The 17039-nt window shown below is 64.8% G+C and carries 15 protein-coding genes and 2 tRNA genes; 6 read left to right on the top strand and 11 right to left on the bottom strand.

Going from position 1 to position 17039, the window contains the following annotated elements:
- Nucleotides 1-1178 (top strand): glycine--tRNA ligase subunit beta (locus AX724_RS17725; protein WP_156448148.1); only part of this gene is annotated, 1178 nt, incomplete at its 5' end.
- A 138-nt stretch (nt 1179-1316) separates the two neighbouring features.
- Complete coding sequence (gene ppdK, locus AX724_RS17720; RefSeq protein WP_066768957.1) at nt 1317-4016, top strand: pyruvate, phosphate dikinase; 2700 nt, start codon at nt 1317-1319, stop codon at nt 4014-4016.
- Nucleotides 4017-4075: 59 nt separating this feature from the next.
- On the opposite strand, the gene AX724_RS17715 is transcribed toward ppdK, so the two are convergent.
- Nucleotides 4076-4600 (bottom strand): hypothetical protein, encoded by a 525-nt coding sequence (locus tag AX724_RS17715; RefSeq protein ID WP_066769007.1) that lies wholly within the window; start codon nt 4598-4600, stop codon nt 4076-4078.
- Between the two features lie 127 nt (nt 4601-4727).
- Between AX724_RS17715 and AX724_RS17710 the strand changes: the two genes are divergently transcribed.
- Both AX724_RS17710 and AX724_RS17705 read left to right on the top strand, forming a co-directional pair.
- Nucleotides 4728-4804: transfer RNA gene (locus AX724_RS17710), tRNA-Arg, on the top strand.
- A gap of 53 nt (nt 4805-4857) precedes the next feature.
- A tRNA-Arg gene (locus AX724_RS17705) sits at nt 4858-4934 on the top strand.
- A 72-nt stretch (nt 4935-5006) separates the two neighbouring features.
- On the opposite strand, the gene AX724_RS17700 is transcribed toward AX724_RS17705, so the two are convergent.
- The 9 genes from AX724_RS17700 to AX724_RS17660 form a co-directional block, all read right to left on the bottom strand.
- On the bottom strand, nt 5007-6629 hold the full coding sequence (locus tag AX724_RS17700; protein ID WP_066768953.1) for a pilus assembly protein TadG-related protein: 1623 nt from the start codon (nt 6627-6629) through the stop codon (nt 5007-5009).
- A complete protein-coding gene (locus tag AX724_RS17695; RefSeq protein ID WP_066768950.1) occupies nt 6626-7051 on the bottom strand; it encodes a TadE/TadG family type IV pilus assembly protein in 426 nt (141 codons plus the stop codon). Before AX724_RS17695 ends, AX724_RS17700 begins: the two co-directional genes overlap by 4 nt.
- Before the next feature lie 142 nt (nt 7052-7193).
- Nucleotides 7194-8108, bottom strand: coding sequence for a PAS domain-containing protein (locus AX724_RS17690; protein WP_066768947.1), 915 nt, complete (start codon nt 8106-8108; stop codon nt 7194-7196).
- Between the two features lie 93 nt (nt 8109-8201).
- On the bottom strand, nt 8202-8417 hold the full coding sequence (locus AX724_RS17685) for a hypothetical protein (protein WP_066768941.1): 216 nt from the start codon (nt 8415-8417) through the stop codon (nt 8202-8204).
- Between the two features lie 28 nt (nt 8418-8445).
- Nucleotides 8446-9708 (bottom strand): N-succinylarginine dihydrolase, encoded by a 1263-nt coding sequence (locus AX724_RS17680; RefSeq protein ID WP_066768938.1) that lies wholly within the window; start codon nt 9706-9708, stop codon nt 8446-8448.
- Entirely contained in the window at nt 9705-10721 is a 1017-nt protein-coding gene (locus tag AX724_RS17675; RefSeq protein ID WP_066768935.1) for an arginine N-succinyltransferase, read from the bottom strand. Before AX724_RS17675 ends, AX724_RS17680 begins: the two co-directional genes overlap by 4 nt.
- Nucleotides 10718-11944: a hydrolase gene (locus AX724_RS17670; RefSeq protein WP_066768932.1), complete on the bottom strand. Its 1227-nt coding sequence runs from the start codon at nt 11942-11944 to the stop codon at nt 10718-10720. The genes AX724_RS17675 and AX724_RS17670 overlap by 4 nt, the downstream gene beginning before the upstream one ends.
- Nucleotides 11945-12002: 58 nt before the next feature.
- Nucleotides 12003-12908 (bottom strand): DUF481 domain-containing protein, encoded by a 906-nt coding sequence (locus AX724_RS17665; RefSeq protein ID WP_066768999.1) that lies wholly within the window; start codon nt 12906-12908, stop codon nt 12003-12005.
- Nucleotides 12909-12962: 54 nt separating this feature from the next.
- Nucleotides 12963-13448: an RNA pyrophosphohydrolase gene (locus AX724_RS17660; protein WP_066768929.1), complete on the bottom strand. Its 486-nt coding sequence runs from the start codon at nt 13446-13448 to the stop codon at nt 12963-12965.
- Nucleotides 13449-13638: 190 nt separating this feature from the next.
- On the opposite strand from AX724_RS17660, the gene AX724_RS17655 reads away from it, so the two are divergent.
- Nucleotides 13639-15015, top strand: a complete 1377-nt coding sequence (locus AX724_RS17655; protein WP_066768926.1) for a cryptochrome/photolyase family protein — start codon at nt 13639-13641, stop codon at nt 15013-15015.
- 36 nt (nt 15016-15051) lie between these two features.
- Entirely contained in the window at nt 15052-16317 is a 1266-nt protein-coding gene (locus AX724_RS17650; RefSeq protein WP_066768995.1) for an SAM-dependent methyltransferase, read from the top strand.
- Nucleotides 16318-16321: 4 nt separating this feature from the next.
- Here AX724_RS17650 and AX724_RS17645 read toward each other — a convergent pair whose 3' ends face one another.
- A complete protein-coding gene (locus AX724_RS17645) occupies nt 16322-17035 on the bottom strand; it encodes an SDR family NAD(P)-dependent oxidoreductase (protein WP_066768924.1) in 714 nt (237 codons plus the stop codon).
- Nucleotides 17036-17039 lie beyond the last annotated feature (4 nt).

The following is a 17039-nucleotide window of genomic DNA, read 5'->3' as shown; positions in this document are numbered from 1 at the left end:
CCGTCACCCCAGCCCCCACCGTCACCCCAGCGAAGGCTGGGGTCTCTGGCGGCAGCGTGCCAACGCCTGAGATGCCAGCCTACGCTGGCATGACGAAGGAAGAGTTGGCCGACCTCACCGAACAGGCCGCCCGCCTGTGCAAGGCCGACCTCGTCACCGAAATGGTTGGCGAGTTCCCCGAGCTTCAGGGCGTCATGGGCGGCTATTATGCCCGCGCAGAGGGCCTGCCCGATGCGGTGGCCGACGCCATCCGCGATCATTACAAGCCGGTCGGGCAGGGCGATGACGTGCCGACTGCCCCGGTGACCGTGGCGGTGAGTTTGGCGGACAAGCTGGATACGATTGCGGCATTCTTTCTTATTGGAGAGAAGCCGACCGGATCGAAAGATCCATTCGCTTTGCGGCGCGCCGCAATTGGCGTTCTGAGCCAGCTGACTTATTGCAATTTGACTGTACCGCTTGGAACAGTCGTGAAATTAGCTGCGGCAAATGTTGCGTTTCAGAGTCAAACGGCGCCCATCGCAAAAGTTCTACCCGTTCTGGATGCTATTGGAACGTTGAAAACGGACTTTAGGTGGGGCGAACTTTTTGACAGACTTGTTGCCGGCGCAACAAATATAACGAATGAGGCCGCTCGCAAATATATGCTGGCTTCGGATATTACGTCGTCCGAAGTCCTAGACTTCTTCGCCGACCGCCTCAAAGTCCAGCAAAAGGAAGCGGGTGTCCGCCATGACCTGATCGACGCGGTGTTCGCGCTCGGGGGCGAGGACGATCTCGTTCGCCTCCTGGCCCGCGTCCACGCGCTCCAGTCCTTCATAGCGACCGATGACGGCGCGAACCTGCTCGCGGGCTACAAGCGCGCCGCGAACATCCTGAAAAAGGAAGGGGACACGCCTGCGCCCGCCGCGCTTTCCTACACGCCCGAACCCGCCGAAGCTGCACTCATCGCCGCGCTCGACGCTGCCGAGCCCCGCGCGGCGCAGGCGGTGGCGGACGAGCGGTTCGAGGAAGCGATGGCGGCGCTCGCCACGCTCCGCGCGCCGATCGACGCCTTCTTTGAAACGGTCACGGTTAATGACTCCGATCCGGCGAAGCGCACGACTCGCCTGGCGCTGCTGGCGCGGGTGCGGGATGCGGTGCACAATGTCGCGGACTTTTCGAAGATTTCCGGCTGACGTAACTTAATGTCACGTTTTACGGGAAATATGCGAAGTTACGCCGGATATTTCCTATTCCGGCTCCCATTATCGCGCTAATGCGGTCATATTGTTGCAGCGCACAAACACGGCAATCAGTGCAGGGAGAGCCGGACCATGATCAAGACGGAAGAAGCCAGCATGAACGAGACCGCCACCCGCTATGTCTATCGTTTCGGCGGCGGCGTGAATGACGGGGGGAAGGGCGACAAAAACCTTCTGGGCGGCAAGGGCGCGAACCTGGACGGGATGGCCGCGATCGGCCTGCCGGTTCCGCCGGGCTTCACCATCACGACCGAAATGTGCACCCGCTATTATCAGGATGGCGGCGTCTATCCCGACAGCCTGACGGCGGAAGTCGCCGGCGGCATCGCCCATATCGAGGGCGTGACCGGCAAGCGCTTCGGCGACGCGGCCGATCCGCTGCTGGTGTCGGTCCGTTCGGGCGCGCGCATTTCCATGCCCGGCATGATGGATACGGTGCTCAACCTCGGCCTCAACGACGAAACCGTCATCGGCCTCGCCACCGTCAGCGGTGACGAGCGGTTCGCGTGGGACAGCTACCGCCGCTTCATCCAGATGTATTCGGACGTGGTGCTGGAACTCGATCATGGCGCGTTCGAGGAAGCGCTGGAAATCGCCAAGGAAGATCAGGGCTACACGCTCGATACCGAAATGACCGCCGACGACTGGAAGGCGCTGGTCGGTGAATATAAGGCTCTTGTCCAGAAGCTCTGGGACAAGCCTTTCCCGCAGGATGTGCATGACCAGCTCTGGGGCGCGATCAGCGCGGTGTTCGGATCGTGGCAGGCTGACCGGGCGAAGGTCTATCGTCGCCTCAATTCCATTCCGGGCGACTGGGGCACGGCCGTCAACGTGCAGGCGATGGTGTTCGGCAACATGGGCGACACCTCTGCCACCGGCGTTGCGTTCACTCGCGATCCTGCCACCGGCGAAAACGCCTATTATGGCGAATATCTTATCAACGCGCAGGGTGAGGACGTGGTCGCGGGCATCCGTACCCCGCAATATCTGACCAAGGCCGCGCGCGAACGGGCCGGGGCCAAGCCGCTGTCGATGGAAGAGGCGATGCCGGAAACCTATGCCGAACTGGCGCGGGTGTTCCAGATCCTCGAAACCCATTATCGCGACATGCAGGACATCGAATTCACGGTGCAGCAGGGCAAGCTCTGGATGCTCCAGACCCGTTCGGGCAAGCGCACCGCCAAGGCCGCGCTCAAGATCGCGGTCGACATGGCGACCGAAGGCCTCATCACCGAGGAGGAAGCCGTCGCCCGCGTCGATCCCGCCGCGCTCGACCAGTTGCTTCACCCCACGCTGGATCCCAAGGCGCCGCGCGACGTCCTGACCAAGGGCCTGCCGGCCTCGCCCGGTGCAGCCAGCGGCGCGATCGTGTTCGATGCCGACACCGCCGAACGCCGCAACGAACTGGGCGATGCCGTCATCCTCGTCCGCGTCGAAACCAGCCCTGAGGACATTCACGGCATGCACGCGGCGAAGGGCATCCTGACCGCGCGCGGCGGCATGACCAGCCACGCCGCCGTGGTGGCGCGCGGCATGGGCCGCCCCTGCGTTTCCGGCGCGGGCAGTCTTTCCATCGACAATGCCAACAAGATCCTGCGCATCGGCGGCCGGGAGTTGAAGGAAGGCGACATCCTCACCATCGACGGCTCCACCGGCGAGGTGATGGCGGGCGAAGTGCCGACCGTGCAGCCCGAACTGGCCGGCGATTTCGGCGTGCTGATGGGATGGGCGGACAAGGTCCGTCGCCTCAAGGTACGCGCCAACGCCGAAACCCCGCTCGATTGCCAGACCGCGCGCGATTTCGGCGCGGAAGGCGTGGGTCTCTGCCGCACCGAACATATGTTCTTCGACGCGGCGCGGATCACTGCCGTGCGCGAGATGATCCTTGCCGACAGCGAGAAGGGCCGCCGCGCCGCGCTCGACAAGCTGCTGCCCGAACAGCGCGACGATTTCGCGCAGATCTTCATGGTGATGGCGGGCCTGCCTGTCACCATCCGCCTGCTCGACCCGCCGCTGCACGAATTCCTGCCTCATGGCGAGGCGGAGTTCGAGGAAGTGGCGAAGGCCGCCGGTGTCGGCGTCGAGGCATTGAAGCGCCGCGCTGCCGAACTTCATGAATTCAACCCCATGCTGGGTCATCGTGGCTGCCGTCTGGGCGTCACCTACCCGGAAATCTACGAAATGCAGGCCCGCGCCATCTTCGAGGCTGCGTTGCTCGTGAAGCAGCGCAGCGGCGAAGCGCCGATCCCTGAGGTCATGATCCCGCTCGTCGCCACCAGGAAGGAGCTGGAACTGATGAAGGCGATCGTCGATCAGGTCGCGAAGGATGTCTTTGCCGAGCAGGGCGCTTCGGTCGAATATCTGGTCGGCACCATGATCGAGCTGCCCCGCGCCGCGCTCAAGGCGGGCGAGATCGCAGAGGTCGGGGAATTCTTCTCCTTCGGCACCAATGACCTGACGCAAACGACCATCGGCATCAGCCGCGATGATGCCGGCCGCTTCCTGACGCAATATGTGGACAAGGGCATCTTCGCCCGCGATCCGTTCGTCAGCATCGATGTGGAGGGCGTCGGCCAGCTTATCGAACTGGCGGCGGAGCGCGGGCGGGCGACCCGTCCCGACATCAAGCTCGGTATTTGCGGCGAGCATGGCGGCGACCCCGCCTCCATCGCCTTCTGCGAAAAGACCGGGCTCGATTATGTGTCGGCGTCGCCCTATCGCGTGCCCATCGCCCGGCTCGCGGCGGCACAGGCGGCGCTCGCCGCCAAATGACGCGAAAAGGGCGGGGATCGCTCCCCGCCCTTTGTCCGTGCATCAAAGGACGCCGGGTGTCAGTGCGATCCCGTGATGCGGCTGAATAGGCCGGGCTTGCTCTCGCCTCGCTCCAGCGCCAGTGCCTGACCGCGCCAGTCGTCATGCGCGATCGTGCCGGGCTTGAGGCCCAGCCGCGCCTCCAGCGTCGCTTCTTGTTCGGCATTGATCGCAGCGATCTGGCTGTAGCGGTGATAGCCCGCTTCGTTGAGCGCCACTTCCTCGCGCTGGCTGATCCCGTTGATGCGGCTGAGATCGTCACGGTCATGGACACCGGTCGCAGCCGCGCCGGCCGTCCCGGCTGCAAGGCCGGTCGCCGCCGCGGGCGTCGCAATAGGGGCCGCTCGTTGCCGCTCCAGCTCGACGATCCGGGCGTTCGCCGCTTCCAGCCGTGCGTCCCGGTCCTTGATGCCGGTGCGGTGGGCAATCCGCTCTTCCTGCCACAGCCGCTTGAACCTCCCCCGCCCGCTCATCATCAGGCCCAATATCCAGCCAATGACCAACGCTATGACCAGCAGGGCCAGGTCGTTCATCGTGAAGTTCATCATGGCAGTCTCCTTCGGCCAGTCGAACGAGGGAATGGCCCGAAAGGTTGCGACGGGCACCCCCTTCGCAAAAGTGCAAAAAAAGGGTTGCCCAATCAGCCTCACGCTTCTATCTGCGCGTCTCCACGCACCCGTAGCTCAGCTGGATAGAGCATCAGACTACGAATCTGAGGGTCGGACGTTCGAATCGTTCCGGGTGCGCCATATTTTCGGCCGGCGTTACGGATGGGCTTGAAGCCCGCGTCGATCGATGAAAAGCACCCGTAGCTCAGCTGGATAGAGCATCAGACTACGAATCTGAGGGTCGGACGTTCGAATCGTTCCGGGTGCGCCATTTCGGTTCGGCACAGCCAACCATCCCTGCCCAAACCGATGTCCATCGACCGCGTCTATCGCGTTCAGCGGATCACGCCACGATCGCCGGGATGCCGCATCGCCGTTCATGCACGCGCACGTCCGCCGAACCCAGCCTGACGCCCATCGTCGCCATGATGCTATTCAACAGGCCGTCGATCAACGGCGCGGTCGTGCCGAGCAGGGATCCGATAAGGGGGCTCAGCGGACTGTTGCCGACGGTGATGCCCAGTACGGTCACCTTTATCTGGGTTCGATCGGCCAGGCTGGCCGCGATGCCTTGCATCACGTCGTTGGTGCTGACGGTCCTGACCTGCTGCGCGTCGATCTCTGTTGCGGAAAAATGCACGCTCTGCGCCTGCGTCCCGCCAAGCAAGACCTGGGCAAAACCGGTGATCTGCGTTCCCAAGGTCTGCGCCAGCAGCGCTGGCCGGGGACTGACCGGCGCAGCGAAGTTCGTCAGCGCAGCGACATCTACCTCCCCCAGCGCGGCCGATCCGATGGAGGGCGTGACGGCAAGCGTGACGCCGCCATCCGGTCCGCAACGGATGTCCGACAGCCGGGCCTCTGCGGCCGCAAGCTCGATATAGAGAGGGATGCGCACGGACGCGAGGCCGCCCAGCGCCGTGGCGACCGTGCTTTCCAGATAGAGGCGCGTCTGGGCGGTGCGCACCACTACGTCGCGGCTGGTGGTCAGCGTCATGAGCGGCGACTGGCTTTGCCCGCCGCCCATGACCAGCATCAGCCGCGTGCTGCTGAGGCCCGGCACGGTCAGCCTCAGGTCGATGGGCATGGACACGCCCGATGCGGGAGTGAGGACCATGCGCAGCATGGAAAAGGCATCGAGCAGGATATTGGGCTGTCCGGCCGGATCAGCAGCGTTGCGCGCCGGTCCCAGGTCGATGATGTCGCTCATCCGCACGGTGCGTCCTGGAATTCGCCCGGCAAGCGCCAGCAAGGTGGCGGCGGCGGGGCTGCCCCCGGACGCATCCGCCATGGCGGCAAGCACGGTGGAGAGGGGAATATCCCGGTCGAACAGCGCGCCATAGGCCTCTCCGTCGCGGCCAAGCCGCAGCCGCAGGGCGTCGGCGACATGGAGGAGGTCGAGATTGGCGTTCGCAAGGCCGTTATAGTCCATCACCGACAGGTTGAGTTCCGTACCGGCGAGGCTGGACAGCAGCATGTTGGGCACGCCGCCGCTGAGGGAGGCAAGGCCGGTGCCGATGGAGAAGGCAGCGGCGTCGGACTTGGCTGCGGTGGCGCGGGCGGCGAGGTCGACGCCATCGCGCCCCACCAGCAGCCGTCCGAAGAAGAGGGGTACCCGCCGCTGCACCGCTATGCGGGTCGCGTTGCCCTCCGGGTCGCCAGCGCGAAATCGCGACGCGACCGGGATTGCCGGGTCGGCGGCGTAGCTGCCCGTCTCCATGGATGCGATGGCGACGCCGCCGACCCCGCTCTGCACGATCAATTGTTCCGCCGCCATGCGCCCGCCGCTAGAGGCAGCCAGCGCGGCGGCGTCCGCTATCCCCTGTAACTGCCGCCGTGCAAGGTAGATGGAACCAAGGTCCACTGCGACGGTGCTCGCGCCCGCCAGCATGAAGATCGAACCGGCAAGGAGCACGCTGATGCCGCCCCGGCCATCGCCCGCAAGGCGCTTAAGGCAGCGGCGCTTCATCCGGCGATCCGCACCACCGCGCTGCGTTCCAGCACTTCGCCCGGTAGCGGCACGGGAAGCACGGAGAAGATGGCGGCGTTGGCGAGGTTATAGCGCAGCGTGACGGTGCAGTATCCGCCGCTCTCGCTGGTGCCCAAATCGATGGTCTGGGCACCCGGAAGGGGGAAGGCAGCCCGGCTGGCGGCGACGCTCTGCTCTACCAGCATCCGCCGTTCCGCGCTGTCCAGCCCGGCCACCGATGCGCGCGCTGCGTCGTTCGCGGCCTGTTGCAGGCTGTGCGCGGTCATGAACCAGCTGCCATAGGCCAAGATGCCAAGCAGCAGGATCACCATCAGCGGGACGGCGAAGGCGGCTTCCACCATCGCGCTGCCGCTAGGGTCGCGCAACAGGCTGCGGATGGATGAGGCAGGTTTCTCAAACATGATGGGCAGCCTAGCGGGATGGGATCAAAAGCCGGTTTTCCGGTCGCTGCACCGCCGGCACGCAAATTACGCAAAGCGGTCGACCGGGCGTTCCGCGCAAAATCGCCGCGCATCCGCGAAAGTGAAGCCGACGTGCAGGCGTTCATCCAGATCGGACGTGATTTTCCATATTTCCCGGGACGCGCGCCGGGGTCATCAGGATGATCGCACCTTCCGTACCGTAAGTCCCATGCAGCCGGGCGATCGCGGCATCGACACAGGCGACCGTACCGTCATTGGTCAGCAACCGGGTGGCCAGCCGCAGGTCGCCGTCGCCGCGCAGCACGCTTTCCAGCTGGCTGCGGAAGGCTGGGCGAGCCGCCACCTCCACCAGATCGGCGATCGCCGCCGTCATCAGCCTTTCGCGCGGCAGGCCCATAAGGTCGCAGAAACCGCCATCAACCGCCTCGATGAAGCCGCGGGGCGATACCCGCACATGCGCGATCTCCCCATGGACCTCCATCGCCTTCAGCATAGCCGAGCGGACATCGGCCAGCCGGTGCCGCTGCATATCGGCAGTGATGTCCCGCATCAGCAGCGCCACGCCCTGTGCAAAAGGAAATGTCTGCACATGCAGCCAACTGTCCTCACGAAAGGGGGAGGGGATGTCGGCCGCGCTCGCCTCGCCGGACGCCAGGCTATGGCGGATATGCGCTTCGGTCAGCGTCCCGGCGATTTCGGGAAAGGCCTCCCATAGCAACTGACCTTCGGCTTGACGGTCCCACCGTCGCGCCAACCCCATCGCCACGCCATTGGCATGACCGATGCTCATGTCCGGGCCGACGAGGATCAAGCCCTGGTGGATGCGCGCCGCCAGTTCCAGCGTGCGATCCTGCGGCGAATCTGCGGCGTCGTCTTCGGCCAGGGTGCGGAACCGGTCAAGCCCCATGAAGACATGGGTTTCCCGGCCATGGTGTGTCACCATCACCGGCTCGCGCGATCCGACCTCCCGCCAATGGGCGAAATTCCGCACCAGTTCGGCAGCCGGCACGCTCCTCCGGCGACGATCGTCCAGCATCTCCGCTCCCTCCATCCTGCGATGAAGGGGGAGGATAGATGGCGCCGTCCGGCGTGAAATCCCAACTGGGTTCGTTTTGGAGGCAGGATCGCCTCAATAGCTGCGCTGATACTCCAGCGCGTCGAGTATCTTGCCACCCGCCATGAAGACAGCGCCCGAGCAGGCCAGCGCCAGCAACTGACCACCCACGCCGGGATAGGTGTGCATATAGACGACGCCACGCTCCGTCGCGCCGAGCGCGAGCGCATAGATGACCAGAAAGGCCTCGAACTTGGTCTTGATCGTGAAAAGGCTCTTGATCCGTTCCATGGCGACTCGTCCGCGTCACCCCCGACGCTCAGATCGACAAGTCCCCGGAAAGCTGAAGATGGTCAACAAGCGTTAACCATGATTGTTCGATCTGCGCGATCAGCCGGGTATCGCCAAGGTCGTCCGGCGCGATCCGTTCCGGCCAATATCCGGCGACGATCCGGGCGATGCCGTCCAGCCGCGCCTCGTCCACCAGGAAGCGTGGATCGATGTCGGCCGGATCGGCCACGACGCGCAACCGCAGGCAGGCCGGGCCGCCGCCATTGGCCATGGACTGACGCACGTCGACTGGCACGAGCCGGCGGATGGGACCGTTTCCGGCGATCATTCCCTCCAGCCAGCGCCAGACCGCCGGCACCTGCTGCGCCTCTGTGGGCAGGATCAGCGCCATGCCTGCCCCGTCCGGCAACGTCACAAGCTGCGCGTTGAAGAGATAGGAGGCGATCGCATCGGACAGGCTGACGGCGCTGGCCGGAACTTCCACGATTTCTACCGCGGGCAGGGCGGCCCGCAGATCGGCATAGAAACGATCCTTGTCGGCAAAGGCCTGCTCATGCGCGAAGAGTATGTGCTCGTTCGCCACCGCCACCACATCATTATGGAACGCGCCTGCGGCGATCGCTTCCTCCGACTGCTGGACGAACAGGGTACGGGCAGGGTCGAGGCCATGGATGCGCGCGATGGCCTTGCTTGCCTCCACATGCTGCCGCGCCGGGAAGGCGCTGCCCGAACGGCCATAGACGAAGACCTCCACGCCCGCCTGGTCATGTGATTGCGAAAGCCGCATATGGTTCGCCGCGCCTTCGTCGCCGAACGGCGCGGGGATAGGATCATGCACCGCAAAGGCGCGCGCGTCGGAGAAGGCGACGCGCAGCTGCGCCAGCGTCTGGGGCCACTCATGGCTGCGATGCGGCATGGTGACCAGATTGGCGATGGTCAGGTGGGTCCGACCGTCGGCCGTATCGCTGGCGGGGGAAACGGTCGCCGCATTGGCGGCCCACATGGAGGAAGCGGACATCGCCGCCGCCCTGATATGCGGATCGGCATTGCCGACATCGACTCCTAGCCTGGCCAGCCAGGCGCTGTCTGGCCGCCATTGCGGCAGGAAAATGCCTTGCCGCAGGCCAAGGCGGATGTTGCCGCGCATCTTTTCGATCCCCTGCAGTGCGGCCGCGCGGGGATGGGATACCGCTCCGGCGTTGCGCGCGGAGGCGAGGTTGCCGAGGCTGAGCCCCGCATAATTGTGACTCGGGCCGATGATTCCGTCGAAATTGATCTCGATAACGCTCATGCCCGCCCCGCCATGGTGAAACCGTCCCCCGGCTCCAGACCGAGCCGCGCAGCGCTCGCCGCGTCGAGTGAGATGCCGCCATCTCCATCCTGCACGAAGCCCCAGGTACAGCGATAATCCGCCAGCCGACCTGTCGCGATCAGCATCCGATCCCCGCCCTTGTCATGGATCGATGCCAAGGTGACGTCCCGCGCCGCGGCGATCGTCTTCAACTGGTCGACCTGTCCCACCATCGTCGGACCGCCGTCGAAAATGTCGACATAGCCTGCATTTTCGAATCCCTCCGTCTCCAGCATCCGCATCGCCGCCCGGCCATTGGGATGGGGCAGGCCGATGACGGCGCGGGCGCTGTCGGTCAGCATCGCGGTATAGATCGGCGTCTTGGGCATCAGGTCGGCGATGAACTGATTGCCGTTCACCGCATTGAATTCGTCCGCTTCCTGGAAGCTCATGCCAAAGAAGCGGCCGGCCAGGCCATCCCAGAAGGGCGAACCGCCGGCCTCGTCAATGACCCCGCGCAGCTCTGCAATCACGCGGTCCCCGAACCGGGCGCGATGGTTGCGGATGTAGAGATAACGGCTGCGCGCCAGCAGCAATCCCAGCCCCTCCGCCCGTTCGCGCGGGTGGAGGAAAAGCCCGCCCACCTCTACGGATCCTTCCAGATCGGTGGTCAGCGACAGCATCTGCGCGCGGAAGGTGCGGCCCAGTTCCCGGCTATGCTGGGTCAGCACGCCCAGTCGATAGGAATAGAAGGGGAAACTCTGCCCGACCGTCGAGAAAATCTGGCATGTGCCGCGCACCTGTCCTGTCTCGACATTTTCCAGCACCATGACGATCAGTTCGTCCGCAATGTCCTCGCCCTCGCGCGCCAGCGCCTGCTCGGTTCGCTCCAGCTTGGCGGCCAGCGCTTTGCGGTCGGGCGGCAGGTTGGTAAACCCGCCCCCGGTCAGTTTCGCCATCTCATAGAGCGTCTGTATGTCGTCCGCGCGTGCGATGCGCATGATGAAGCTCAAACGATCATCCCCTCATTATCATATTGTCGGGTCGCGATCCGCATCAGCGCCAGCGCGGATAGCTGCGCCCGTTCCGCCAGACTGTCGGTCAGCAGGAATTCCGCGTCGCTGTGGATCGCGCCGCCGCGCACGCCCATGGTGTCGACCACCGGCACGCCGCAGGCCGCGATATTGTTGCCGTCGCATACTCCGCCCGTGTCCCGCCACTGGACGTTGAGGCCGAGGTCGGTACCGCACCGGCGGACGAGGCCGAAAAGGCGTAGCGCCTTGTCGTCCATCGGCTTGGGCGGTCGCCCAAAGCCTCCGTGCAGGTGCATGTTGACGTCATGGTCGCGCGCGACATCTGCCATCGCCCGGTCGATCAGCGCGCGCGCGGCGATTTCGTCCTGTGGCGTGCGGGGACGAAAATTGACCCGCAGCACCGCATGATCCGGCACGACATTGTTCGGCCCGCCGCCATCGATCTTCGCAGGGTTGCACGAAAAGCCGGCGCCGCTCCCTGCCTTCAGCCTCAGCGCCAGATCGGCGGCGGCCAGCACCGCGTTCCGCCCGTCATCGGGGTTCCGCCCGGCATGGGCGCTGCGGCCCGTCACGATGATGGAAAAATTGCCGCTGCCGGCCCGCGCGCCCGCCAGCGTTCCGTCGGGCAGGGCTGGCTCATAGGTGAAGGCTGCGATCTTGCCTGCCGCCGCCTGTCGCAGCAGCGTCGCGGAAGAGGGGCTTCCGACCTCCTCATCGCTGTTGACAAGAACGTCGTAGCCGATCGAAGCGGACGCGCTCGATCGCTCGAACGCGCCCAGTGCCGCCAGCATCACCGCGATCCCGCCCTTCATGTCCGCCACGCCGGGTCCGTTCAGCCGGCCGGGTTCCAGCCAGCGCTGGTGCTGGAAGGGGTGATCCGCCCCGAACACCGTGTCCATGTGGCCCGTCATCAATATGCGACGCGGCGCATCCGGCCTGACGGACAGGTGCAGGTGCCTGCCATGATTGACCGTTGAGGTCCGACCATCCGGCGCGACGGCTTCGACGGCGTCGCCTGCCATCAATTCCAATGTGCCCGGCAGGATGGAGAAGGCGTCCGCCAGTGCCGCCGCCATGGCATCGAGTCCGGGGATGTTGCGCGATCCACTGTTGATCGCCGACCATTGTTGAACCTGCGCCAGCATCGGTGCGGCGGCGGCATGGTCCAACAGGGCCTGTTCCTCTGGGGTGAAACCGGTCATGCACCGGGTCTATCAAAGCCCGGCGCGCCTCTCCACCCCCGCACGAAAATTACCGTGTCTAGAAATCATATGTCAGCGTCAGGCGGCTGAGCGTGTCGAGGCCCCCCGTCTGCAGCAGCGTTTCCGATTCATATTGCATGTTGTAGGATATGGCGGCGGACCAGCGGGTGGTGACTTTCGTTTCGACCGATGTCAGCGCGTTGAAGGTATAGACATCGCTTTCGGCATAGGCGGATGCGGTCTGCTTGAAGGTCAATGTGGGCAGCGCGCGCCACGCCAGCGCCATCGATCCGCGAACGCCGACCTTCGTCTCGCGCGGGCCGATCACATATTTGGCGTGGCGGATCGAGGGACCAAGGTCAGCGGAAAGGTCCACCGGCTTGGACACGATGATCTTGTAGCCGACGCCGACGGACCCCGTGTAGCGCTCGTCATAGCCGATCGACGTGTCCCGCTCGAACTGTGCGAGGCCGTAGGCGAAGCCGCGCGGATCGAACTGAAAGCGCGGCTCGTAGCTGCCGAAGTAGCGCTCTCGCGACGTCACCCCGTTGGCCCGGCGATAATCGGCGCTCGCGGTCAGCTTGTGCGTCCATTCGATGCCTTCGCGCGTGGCGGTGGCGGCGAGGCTGATGCCCAGTTCGCTGGTCGATCCAGTCGAGCGGAAGCCACCCGCCTCGATGCGGCCGGTCCATAACTCCGTGAAGCGCGCTTCGCGGATAACATTGTCATGGGTCGCCTTGGTGCGGTCCTTCCAACGGGTGACCATGCGCTGAATTTCATCGGCGGATGCGGGATTGGTCTGCTTGGCGATCTTGGCGACGGTGGCGATGTCGGTTTCGTTGCCGTTGGCGATGGCGGCTTCCATCATCTCCCGCACCGCCGGCGGCAACAGGGCGTCATCCGCTCGCGCGGCGGCCGGCAGGCTGGCAAGCAGCAATGAGAGCGGTATCAGACTGGCGCGCATGCTTATGTCATACTTGTCCGACAACAGAATTTAAGCCCCCAATTCAACTTCGGGTCAAATGAGGGCGCGAAACTCCTGCACGATGTCGCGATAGAGCTTGCGCTTAAACGGAACGATCAGGTCCGGCAGGGTGTCAGGCGCGGCCCATTTCCATTCGCGAAATTCCGGGTGATCGGTGGCGATGTCGATGTCGCTATCCTCGCCCACGAAGCGCGCCAGGAACCAGAATTGCCGCTGCCCGCGATATTTGCCGCCCCACAGCTTGCCGATCAGCTCAGGCGGCAAGTCGTAGAAATGCTCGTCCTTGCTCTTGGCAATGATCTCGACATGCTCGCGGCCGATGCCGGTTTCCTCGCGCAATTCGCGCAGCGCGGCGGCGCGGGCGTCCTCATCCTCGTCGATGCCGCCTTGCGGCATCTGCCAGGCTTCGGTGCTGTTATCGATGCGCTGGCCGACGAACACCTTGCCGTCCATGTTCACCAGCATGATCCCCACGCACGGGCGATAGGGCAGAGTCTTGTCATCAGGCGTGGAAGCCATGTCGTCCCCGAATATAAGTTGCAGCGTACCTTTTCCCCAAGGCCATGCAGCGCTTGGGCAAGGAAATAAGCCGCCCGTCCCCGCGCGTCTATCACGCGAATCGCAAGGACGCCGTTTTGCGACGAGCCGTGATGGCAATATGGCCCAAGTGCCGCTTGGAACCGGGGGCGGGGCAGCGCATTGCCCATCCATGCCCGATCCAGTCCTGCTCTGGTTCCGCCAGGATCTTCGCCTGTCCGACCAGGCAGCCCTTGCCGCCGCCGTGACCGAAGGGCCTGTGATCCCGGTCTATGTGTTGGACGACGAAGGCCCGCGCCAATGGGCGATGGGGGGCGCGTCCCGCTGGTGGCTGCATCACAGCCTTGTCGCGCTGGAGGCCAGCCTGCGGGCGAAGGGCTCACGGTTGATCCTGAAACGCGGCAAAAGCGCCGATGTGCTCGCCGCAATCGCCAAGGAAAGCGGGGCATCGCGCGTCCACGCTCTCCATCATTATGAACCATGGTGGCGCAACGCCGAAAAGGCGGTGGCCAAGGCGGTCGACCTCTGCCTGCACGATGGCGGGTTGCTGCTGCCGCCGGGGGCCGTACAGACCGGGTCGGGCGGCGCGTACCGCATCTACACGCCTTTCTCCCGGGCGGTGATGGAACATATGCCGCCTGTGAAGCCTCATCCCGCGCCGCGTGCCATCCCGGCTCCGTCACGCTGGCCGGACAGCGATTCGCTCGATGATTGGGCGCTGTTGCCCGATCGGCCGAACTGGGCAGAAGCCTTTGCCACGGAATGGACGCCGGGGGAGGAAGGCGCACGCGCCAACCTCGCCACCTTCCTGGACGAGGTCGGTGAATACCCCACTGCCCGCAATCTTCCTTCGGTCGGGGGGACATCCCGCCTGTCGCCCCATCTGCATTTTGGCGAAGTATCGCCCGCCTATGTCTGGCACCGGGCCTGTGCCTCAGGTCATGACGCAACCATCTTCCTTAAGGAACTGATCTGGCGCGATTATGCGCATACGCAAATCTGCAATTTCCCAACCTATGGTTCGGCAAATGCCCGCGCCGACTTTGATCGCATGGGCTGGCTCGACCTGCGGGAGGCGAAGGGCGATTTCACTGCCTGGAAGAAGGGGCGTACCGGCTATCCCATCGTGGACGCGGGGATGCGGCAGCTCTGGGCCACCGGATGGATGCATAACCGTGTGCGCATGATTGCCGCCAGCTTCCTCATCAAGCATCTGCTCATCGACTGGCGGCATGGTGCGCGATGGTTCTGGGATACGCTGGTGGATGCGAGCTATGCAAACAACAGCGTCAACTGGCAATGGGTGGCGGGCAGCGGCGTGGACGCCAATCTTTTCACCCGAATCATGGCGCCGCTGACCCAGTCGGAAAAATTCGACGCAGCCGGCTATATCCGGCAATGGGTGCCCGAACTGGCTGCCCTGCCGAACGATGTCATCCACGATCCCGACGCGCACGACGCCCGGCCGGAAGCCTATCCTGTCAAGATCATCGGGCACAGGGCGGGGCGCGAGCGTGCCCTGTCCGCCTATCGCGCCATGAAGCGGTGATTGCGGATCCGTGCTGCTTGCGGCACAGATGACGTCATGAATGCAAGCGATCCGCGCCGGGGGCGCCGCGCCCTGTCCTTACGCCAGCCGCCGCGCAGCGGGAAAAGCGGATATGTCGCGCGCTTGAGTGCCCCGATCTTCCACCGGCTGCTTGATCGCATCGACCTTGGGCTGGAAGAGGGGTCATTGGAGGCGTGCCTGCCCGACGGCACCCGGCGGCTGCTGGGCGGCCGACAGCATGGCCCCACCTGCATCGTTCACCTGCACCGCTGGCGCGCGCTGGTTCGGTTGGCCAGCGCCGGTTCGGCGGGCTGGTACCGGGCCTGGGCGGCAGGCGAATGGTCCAGCCCCGATCCCGTACCGCTTTTCGCGCTGTTCATGCGCAATGCGGTGTCCCTGGGCCGGGTCGCCCGACCGAACGGGCCGGAGCGCTGGCTGGGCCGCTTGGTTCACTTGGGGCGCCGCAATAGCCGGACGGGATCGCGTCACAACATCACCTATCACTATGATCTGGGCAACGACTTCTATTCGCTGTGGCTGGATCAGAATATGCATTATTCCAGTGCCTTGTTTAACGATCCTGAAAATCCGTACGAGACGCTGGAGCAGGCTCAGAGACAGAAGGTCGATGCGATACTTGACCGGCTGCACCTCAAGGACGGGGACAGCCTGCTGGAAATCGGTTGCGGCTGGGGCGGTCTGGCGGAGCAGGCGATGGAGCGCGCTGTCCTGTCCTACACCGGCCTCACCCTGTCGACGGAACAGGCCGACTATGCCAGCGACCGGCTGGGATCAGGCGCGCGCATCCAGCTCACCGACTATCGCGACGCGCAGGGGCTTTACGACGCGATCGCCAGCGTCGAAATGGTGGAGGCGGTGGGCCAGGCCTATTGGCCCGCCTATCTCGACGCCATCCATCGCTTGCTTAAGCCCGGTGGCCGCGCCGCGATCCAATATATACTGATCGACGACGCCATTTTCGAATATTACGCGCGCGCGGCGGACTTCATCCAGACCTATATCTTCCCTGGCGGCATGTTGATTTCGGAAAGCCGGTTCCGGGCGCTGGCGCAAGAGCGCGGGCTGGAATGGCGCGATGTCCGCCGCTTCGGCCATCATTATGCGCAAACGCTGAAGCAATGGCGGGAACGGTTCGACGGAGCACTGGAAGACGGGCTTCTGCCCGCAAGTTTCGACCAGCATTTCGTGGGCTTGTGGCGCTACTATCTCATGTATTGCGAAGGCGGTTTTCGCGGCGGCGGTATCGACGTGGCGCAGGTGACGCTCGTAAAGGCCGCTTGAGCGCTCAGCCGTCGACGCGCATCCTATGGCAAGCCGGCGTGTCGGCCACCACCAGTGCGACGATGGCGTCGCCAACCACTTCCGGCCCCTTGAGCGTCGCCGGATCCTCACCGGGAAAAGCCCGCGCGCGCATCGCCGTGCGGGTTGCGCCCGGATCGACGATATGGGTGCGGATGGCCGAGATATTCTTCACTTCTTCGCCATAGGCGCCAACCAGCGTTTCCAGCGCCGCCTTGGACGCGCCATAGGCGCCCCAATAAGCGCGCGGGGTTGCAACCGAAGACGTGATCGCCACCACCCGCGCGTCGGCGCTCGCGCGAAGCATGCCATCGAACGCGGCAATCAGTGCCTGCGGAGCGCCCACGTTCAGCGTCAGCAACCGGGCAAATTCCTTGGCGTCGATGGCCTGCACGGCGGCGAGCGACCCAAGCGTGGCTGCGTTCAGCACCAATATGTCGAGCGCCTGCCAACGCCCGCCGATCGCCTGCGCCAGCCGTCCGATGCTTTCGCCGTCCGTCAGGTCCAACGGAGCTATGGTCGCGCTTCCGCCAGCGGCGTGGATGCGTTCCTCGACCTCTTCCAGCCCCCCTGCGGTGCGGGCGGTCAGCACCACATGCGCGCCCGCGCGCGCCAGCGCCTCCGCCGTCGCCGCGCCGATCCCGCGGCTGGCGCCGGTAACAAGGGCGAGGCGGCCGGAAAGGGGGAGCGTGTCTGTCATGCTG

Origin of the sequence: Sphingobium sp. CCH11-B1, assembly GCF_001556865.1 — a bacterium.
GTDB lineage: Bacteria > Pseudomonadota > Alphaproteobacteria > Sphingomonadales > Sphingomonadaceae > Sphingobium.
This window is presented reverse-complemented; position numbering and strand designations above follow the sequence as displayed.